The organism is Oceanobacter sp. 4_MG-2023 (assembly GCF_030689165.1).
GTDB lineage: Bacteria > Pseudomonadota > Gammaproteobacteria > Pseudomonadales > Oceanobacteraceae > Oceanobacter.
On sequence record NZ_JAUYVV010000032.1, the window covers coordinates 22401 to 29626 of the forward strand.

General features: G+C 54.6%; 7 protein-coding genes. 3 read left to right on the forward strand and 4 right to left on the reverse strand.

The annotated features are described in order from the left end of the window. Positions 1-82: 82 nt before the first annotated feature. The gene (locus Q8W24_RS15870; protein WP_305415656.1) at positions 83-1591 is read left to right on the forward strand and encodes an aldehyde dehydrogenase; all 1509 of its coding nucleotides are present in this window, start codon (positions 83-85) and stop codon (positions 1589-1591) included. Between the two features lie 121 nt (positions 1592-1712). Here the strand turns inward: Q8W24_RS15870 and Q8W24_RS15875 are convergent, their stop codons facing one another. The 3 genes from Q8W24_RS15875 to Q8W24_RS15885 all read right to left on the reverse strand — a co-directional run bounded on the left by Q8W24_RS15875 (position 1713) and on the right by Q8W24_RS15885 (position 3715). Continuing rightward, a complete protein-coding gene (locus Q8W24_RS15875) occupies positions 1713-2594 on the reverse strand; it encodes an amidohydrolase family protein (protein WP_303433613.1) in 882 nt (293 codons plus the stop codon). Positions 2595-2829: 235 nt separating this feature from the next. After that, positions 2830-3294, reverse strand: a complete 465-nt coding sequence (locus Q8W24_RS15880; protein ID WP_305475927.1) for a hypothetical protein — start codon at positions 3292-3294, stop codon at positions 2830-2832. A gap of 7 nt (positions 3295-3301) precedes the next feature. Next, entirely contained in the window at positions 3302-3715 is a 414-nt protein-coding gene (locus Q8W24_RS15885; protein WP_305475928.1) for a cytochrome c, read from the reverse strand. Positions 3716-3821: 106 nt separating this feature from the next. Here Q8W24_RS15885 and Q8W24_RS15890 point away from each other — a divergent pair, with 106 nt between their 5' ends. Further along, positions 3822-4445 (forward strand): cytochrome b/b6 domain-containing protein, encoded by a 624-nt coding sequence (locus Q8W24_RS15890; protein WP_305452103.1) that lies wholly within the window; start codon positions 3822-3824, stop codon positions 4443-4445. Continuing rightward, positions 4442-4885 carry a MarR family winged helix-turn-helix transcriptional regulator gene (locus Q8W24_RS15895; RefSeq protein ID WP_303433606.1) on the forward strand — a complete coding sequence of 148 codons (444 nt, stop codon included), beginning with the start codon at positions 4442-4444 and terminating at the stop codon, positions 4883-4885. The genes Q8W24_RS15890 and Q8W24_RS15895 overlap by 4 nt, the downstream gene beginning before the upstream one ends. 141 nt (positions 4886-5026) lie before the next feature. On the opposite strand, the gene Q8W24_RS15900 is transcribed toward Q8W24_RS15895, so the two are convergent. Continuing rightward, the gene (locus tag Q8W24_RS15900; RefSeq protein WP_303433604.1) at positions 5027-7201 is read right to left on the reverse strand and encodes a glutamine synthetase III; all 2175 of its coding nucleotides are present in this window, start codon (positions 7199-7201) and stop codon (positions 5027-5029) included. Positions 7202-7226 lie beyond the last annotated feature (25 nt).

Genomic DNA, 7226 nt, shown 5'->3' on the forward strand with positions numbered 1-7226 from the left:
GAAACTACCCATCAGGATATATACCTCTGGCATGCTGTAGCCCGCACAATAGGGTCTGTTTTTATGATCCGGAGACTGTGCCATGAGCGAGAACCTGACAAGCCCGACCTGCTGTGCCGACTGGACCGCCAAAGCCAGCGAGATCACAATCCCGGCGTACGCCTGGGTCAATGGCAAACCAGCGGCCGCGCTCAGCGGCGCGACTCAGCCCTGTTTTAACCCGGCGACCGGTACCATACTGGCCGAGCTGCCGGATAACGCCCCGGAAGATGCCGATGCCGCCGTTCGCATCGCTCGCCAAGCCTTTAACAGTGGCGCCTGGTCTGCCATGGCTCCCAGCGATCGCAAACGCATCATGGTGCGTTGGGCGGACTTGATTGAACAGCACCGGGAAGAAATCGCGCTGCTGGAAACCCTCGATGTCGGCAAACCCATCAGCGACACCCTGAACATCGATGTACCCGGCGCGGTAAATACCATCCGCTGGACAGCAGAAGCCATCGACAAGGTATACGGCGAAATCGCCCCTACCGCGCCTGGCACTCTGGCGCTGGTACAGCGTTTACCTCTGGGAGTAGTGCTGGCGATTGTGCCGTGGAATTTCCCGCTCTCGACCACCGCCTGGAAACTGGCCCCGGCATTGGCTGCCGGCAACTCGGTGATTCTCAAACCCGACCCCAAAACCCCGCTGACAGCCCTGAAGCTGGCGCAACTGGCGACGGAAGCCGGTTTGCCCGACGGCGTACTCAATGTATTGCCCGGCGATGGCATCAACCTTGGCAAACATCTGTCCTTGCATCCGGATATCGATGGCCAGACATTCACCGGCAGCACCGCCGTTGGCAAACTGCTGATGCAGTACGCTGGCCAAAGCAACCTGAAACGCACCTTTCTGGAATTGGGTGGCAAAAGCGCCAACATCGTCTTTGCCGATGCCGACCTCGACAAAGCCGCGTTATGGGCTGCCGTCGCCGGATTTTACAACTGCGGCCAGACCTGCACCGCCGGGACACGCTTGCTGATCCAGCAATCGATCTACGATGACTTTATCGAACGGATGATGGCACACAGCCAGAGCTGGACTCCGGGCAACCCCCTCGACCCCGACACCCGCATGGGTGCCGTCATCGACCAGAACCAGATCAACACCATCCAGCAATACATTCAGATTGGCCAGCAAGAAGGCGCACGGCTGGTACTGGGAGGCGAGTCCGCCACCAACACCGGCCTCGGTGGCTGCTTCCATCAAGCGACCCTGTTTGCCGATGTCGACAACCGCATGACCATTGCCCAGGAAGAAATCTTTGGCCCAGTGGTATCGGCTATCCCCTTTAGCGATGCCGCTGACGCCATCCGTATCGCCAACGACTCCCGCTATGGTCTGGCCGGTGCCGTCTGGAGTCAGAACATCAGCACCGCGCTCACGGTTGCCAACGGCGTCCGTACCGGCACCATGGGAGTGAACAACTACTTTGGTGGCGATATTACCGTGCCCTTCGGTGGCTTTGGTGAATCCGGCAATGGCCGCGATAAATCCCTGCACGCCCTGAATGACTACAGCGAACTAAAAACCACCTGGATCGAGTACTGATGCTTATCGCGATCACGTCTGGCTGAGCGCCGATAACCGTACTCGCCATAACATCCCTCCGATAACATCCCTCCTGTGGCATACAGAGCCTGTATGACATGCGAGGGGCCATCCAGGCTCGCTACTTCATATAACCCAGCAGCCTGGCGGCATTTTCTTTCATGATCAGCGGCCGCACTTCTTCCTTGATATCAAGCTTCTCAAAATCCCGAATCCAGCGATCAGGCGTAATAACCGGCCAATCAGAGCCAAACAGCATCTTGTGCTTCAGGATACTGTTGGCGTATTGAACAAAGATGGGCTGAAAATACTTCGGCGACCAACCCGACATATCAATGTACACATTCGGCTTATGAGTCGCGACAGATAACTGCTCGTCCAGCCAGGGGAATGCCGGATGCGCTGCCACAATGGGCATATCCGGAAAATCCGCCGCCACATCATCCAGCAACATCGGGTTGGAGTACTTCAGCCGCATATTCATACCACCACGAGCACCGGCTCCGACCCCGGTCTGACCGGTGTGAAACAGCGCCACGGCACCTTCTTCCGCAATGGCTTCATACAGCACATAGGCCGAACGGTCGTTAGGATAAAAACCCTGCATCGTGGGATGAAATTTAAACCCCTTCACACCAAACTCACGCACCAGTCGGCGAGCCTCCCGTGCTCCCATACGGCCCTTGGCCGGGTCGATTGATGCAAAGGGAATCAGGATATCGCTGTTTTCCGCACAAATCGCCGCGACTTCTTCATTGTCGTAACGCTTGAAGCCGGTCTCACGCTCAGCATCCACCGGAAAAATCACCGCTGCGATTTTTTTATCACGGTAATAATCAGCCGTATCCTGCACCGTTGGCATCATATTGTGGCCAGCCGGATTCTTGAAATACTTGGCGAAGTCTTCCTGAAACTGATAGTAGCCATCATCCCGGTCACAGCTGCAGGGCTCTTCTGCATGGGTATGGAAGTCGATAGCAATAATGTCGTCGATGTTCATCATGGTGTCCCCTGTTATCCAATCTCGGGTGATATTGTTGTTATATGCACCGGTAGCGCGGTTACAGCGAAGCCAGGTTCGGCTTCGCTGTAACCTGCCAGATACTCTACACACTCAACAACAGAAGAACCACAACTGTTTAACACACAAACAATTATTTTCTACTACGAAAAAAGCCGTCAGCAACGGTATGGCCACTTTCAATACGCCGGAAAATCCTGCTCCAGCACAGCCCAAGTCAGCCTGAACCCTCGGCCGCCATCGGCTTTTGGGTGGCTGTCGAGAGCCTTAGACCATCGCGGATATTGAACCCCATCAAGGTCAGGTTCACCGCTCCGGCCAACAGCTCCAGCGCCTGTACGGTATAGAAAGTGCTGCCAAAATCCCCTGCCGCAGCCAGTGAGCGCAAGTAAATCGCTGCTGGGATCAGGATAAAAACACCATTCAGTGCCACAAACCGCATGCGCTTTTTCTTGCGGCCAATCAGTCCACTGCTGCGGGTTCCAGCCAGTTTGGCCCCACTGATACCAGTCACAGCCATCGCCAGTACCAGTAACCAGATCGCGTAAAAAATGGCATTTTTAACCTGATAAATAAGATCCGGATCGCCGGTCAGCTCGACCACAATCGTGCTGCCCCAAAAAGTAACGATCAGAGCCATGGCCAGTCTGGCAAACCAGATATGTGCTTGTTGAAGTTTCATAATCACCTCACCATAAAGAACGATATTTGCGATGGCAGGAACGACAGGCCGATGTTATCTGGTCCAGCGCATCCTCATTGGATACCTCTGCCACTGCCGCAGCAGCGATGTCTCGATACGCCATTTGCCAGCTCATCATATCCCGCTCGAATGCATCCCAATGCCGCCACACCGCTTTCCGGCTTCTACCCTCTCCCGAGGACTCTGGCGGGAACAGAGTCAGTAACCGCTGTATCTGTTGATCCAGCTTCAGCGCCGTGGTTTCGACCTCAGACCAGTGCTCGTCATCCACTGATTGCTCCAGATAATCCGTCTGCTCTTCAATCTCTTCAAACAGTTGCTGGCGCTGCTCCACCGCAGGGTGCTCGGCATAAGTAGCAGCAGATGCAGCCAGCAATAACAATACGATCAGGTGTTTCATAAGTGAGTCCTCGTGGTTTGCCTATGACGTGACTTATGTTATTTTGCAAATGCAACTATTGCAATAGCAACTATTAGAACAGGAACTACCAGGGAGGTCATCCTTTATGCGAATCTGGGATTTGCCCGTGCGTCTCTATCATTGGTTACAGGCGGGTCTGGTCATCACCTTGCTGATCACCGGCTGGACTGGCAGAGGCTCAGCCGGACTGCACCAACTGGCGGGCTACGCCTTATTGATCTTGTGGCTCTGGCGAGTCCAATGGGGTTTATGGGGTAGCAGCAACACACGTTTCGGCCAGTTAATCAGCACCATTCAACGCTTGCCTGGCTACCTGCAAGGACGAGCCAGCAGCATACCGGGGCACAACCCTCTGGGTGCCATCATGGTGCTGGCCTTACTGCTGTTACTGGCTGGCCAGATAATTTCTGGGCTGGTCGGCTCAGAGCTATTCAACGCCGACGCCAGCAGAACCGCCGCTCGCTGGGCGATATTCATCCACACACAATTGGCGATACTGATCACCATTGCCGTGAGTTTGCATGTGCTGGCTGTGTGCTGGCATGAATACAAAGGTGAACGCCTGACTCAGGCAATGATCACCGGCATCCGCGATATCCGTGGACAACCACCGCGTTTGCAGAGCAAGCGCCTTGCCGCCGGGTTACTATTCATCAGTATCAGTATGTCCGTTGGCTACCTGGCCATTTCGATGAGAGTGTTTATATGACAAGTTATGCAGAAGACCTGATCCTGCCCAGACACAACAGCCTGGGCTGGCTAATCGCCGTTTTGGGCAAACAACTGGCCGAGGATCTGGATCAACGGTTAAAAACCATGGGACTCAATATTGGTGTATGGCCCACTCTGTTTGCCCTGTGGGAAGAAGAAGGACTGACCCAGACCGAACTGGCCGAACGTTGCATGACCGCGCACTACACCACCACCCGCACCCTCGATACCCTGGAAAAAATGGCATTGGTTGAACGTCGCCCGCACCCGACCAGTCGCCGGGCCTTGCAAATTTACCTCACCCAACAAGGCAAGGAACTCCGCCACTCGGTACTGCAACAGGCCATTGCCTGCAACAAACAGTATCTGGACCGGCTCAGCCAGAAAGAAGCACAAACACTGATCCAATTGCTCAACAAAGCCGCAGGCACGCGATAGCCCACAGTCGATCTCCCCAGCGGCCAATACACAACCACCGGCCACAAAAAAGCCCCTGGTGAGTGATCACCAGAGGCCTGGGTTTGCTTTATGTTTCCGGCGCTACATCTGGATACCGCCGTTTAAAGCAACTGACTGCGATTAACGCATAAACAGCATTTCGCTGTATTTCGGTAATGGCCAAATGTCGTCGGCAACCAGAGTTTCCAACGTATCCGCAAAGCCACGGACTTCCAGCATCAGGCCACAAATCGTATCAGCACAGAACTTCATGTGCGCTTCGGTAGAGTCGAAGTCATGAGTTGCCATGGCGGTTTCCAGCTTGGCCACGGCAGCCATCATGCCATTAAGGTTTTCGCCGACAGTCGTCGCCAGAGAAGCATCCAGTGCAATCGACAGCTCAGCTGCCCCGGCAATCGCATCCGTCAGGCTCGACAGGTAGCTGACTGCGGCTGGATAAATAATGGTAGTCGCCATATTGACCACCAGTTTGGCTTCCACCTCAATCGACAGCACGTACTGCTCGGCATACACCTCATAGCGGCTTTCCAGCTCGACAGGGGTCAGCACACCGGTTGAATCAAACAGATCGATCACCGTCTGATCCAGGAAGGCAGGCAAGGCATCAGCCGTGGTCGGGATGTTTTTCAGACCACGCTCTTCAACCGCCATGGTATGCCATTCGCTGGAATAACCATCACCACCGAAGATGACATTGCTGTGCAGCTCCATCAGCTCTTTCAGCACGATAATAACGGCTTCGGTCTTGTCACTGGTGGTTTCCAGTGCCGTTTCCAGTTTGGTCGCAATCCAGCCCAAGGAATCCGCCAGCATGGTGTTCATCGCCACCAGAGGTCCGGAGACCGACTGTGAAGAACCCACCGCACGGAATTCAAAACGGTTACCGGTAAAGGCAAACGGTGAGGTACGGTTACGGTCACCGGGATCACGCTCAAACTTGAGGATTTGATCCAGACCCAGATCCATCAAACCGCCATCGGCGGTTTCATTGATCGCGCCGTCCTTGATATCCATGAACAGTTTTTCCAACTGATCACCCAGATAAACCGACAGGATCGCCGGAGGCGCTTCGTTCGCACCCAGGCGATGGTCGTTGGCTGCCGACGCAATCGCAGCACGCAGCAACGGGCCATAAACGTGAACACCACGAATCACCGCACCACAGAACAGCAGGAAGTTGAGGTTTTTGTCCGGCGTATCACCCGGGTCCAGCAGGTTGCCCTGCGTGGCGTTACCCACCGACCAGTTAACGTGCTTACCGGAACCATTCACCCCGGCAAACGGTTTTTCATGCAGCAAACACATAAAGCCATGTTGCTTGGCGGTCAGTTTCATCAACGTCATCAGCAGTTGCTGGTGATCGGATGCGACGTTAGCCGCTTCAAAATACGGTGCAATCTCGAACTGGCCAGGAGCCACTTCGTTATGGTGCGTTTTGGCCGGAATACCAAGGCGATACAGCTTGTCCTCGAAATCCTGCATAAACACCTGAACACGCTCAGGAATGGCACCAAAATAATGGTCATCAAACTCCTGACCCTTGGCCGATGGCGCACCAAACAGGGTACGACCCGCCAACAGCAAATCCGGACGAGCCGCCGCCAGTGCAGAGTCCACCAGGAAGTATTCTTGCTCCGCACCACAGCTGGAGTTCAGCGTCGCGATTTCGGCTTCGCCCATCAGCGCCAGAACTTTTTGTCCGGCCTTGTTCATGGCAGCGTTGGAGCGTAACAGCGGAATTTTTTTATCCAGCGCTTCACCGGTCCACGACATAAAGACACTCGGGATCATCAGCGTCGCGCCGTTGTCCGTGTGCATGATGTAAGCAGGGCTGGTCGGATCCCAGGCGGTATAACCACGGGCCGCATTGGTCATCCGCAAGCTGCCGTTAGGGAATGAGGAGCCATCCGGCTCACCCTTGATCAGCAGGCTACCGGTAAACTCGGTGATCGCCCCGCCATCAGAATTGGTAACAATAAAGCCATCGTGCTTCTCAGCCGTGGCATTGGTCATTGGGTAGAAAATATGGGAGAAAAACTTCACCCCTTTACCAATGGCCCAGTCTTTCATCGCAGCCGCGACAACATCAGCGGTGGCAGGATCGAGTGCCGCACCGGTCTGCACGGTTTTTTTCATCGCCTTGAAGGCATTTTTGGACAGGACTTCTTCCATCGTCGCCATATTAAAGACGTCGGTTGCCCAGATACGGCTCAACGGCTCAGGCTTTTCCACAGCAGCAGGCTGACGATTCACAATGTCACTGATCGCCATCAGACGCGTCTGGTTTCCACTCATATTATTCTCCTGGGTTCCAATTATC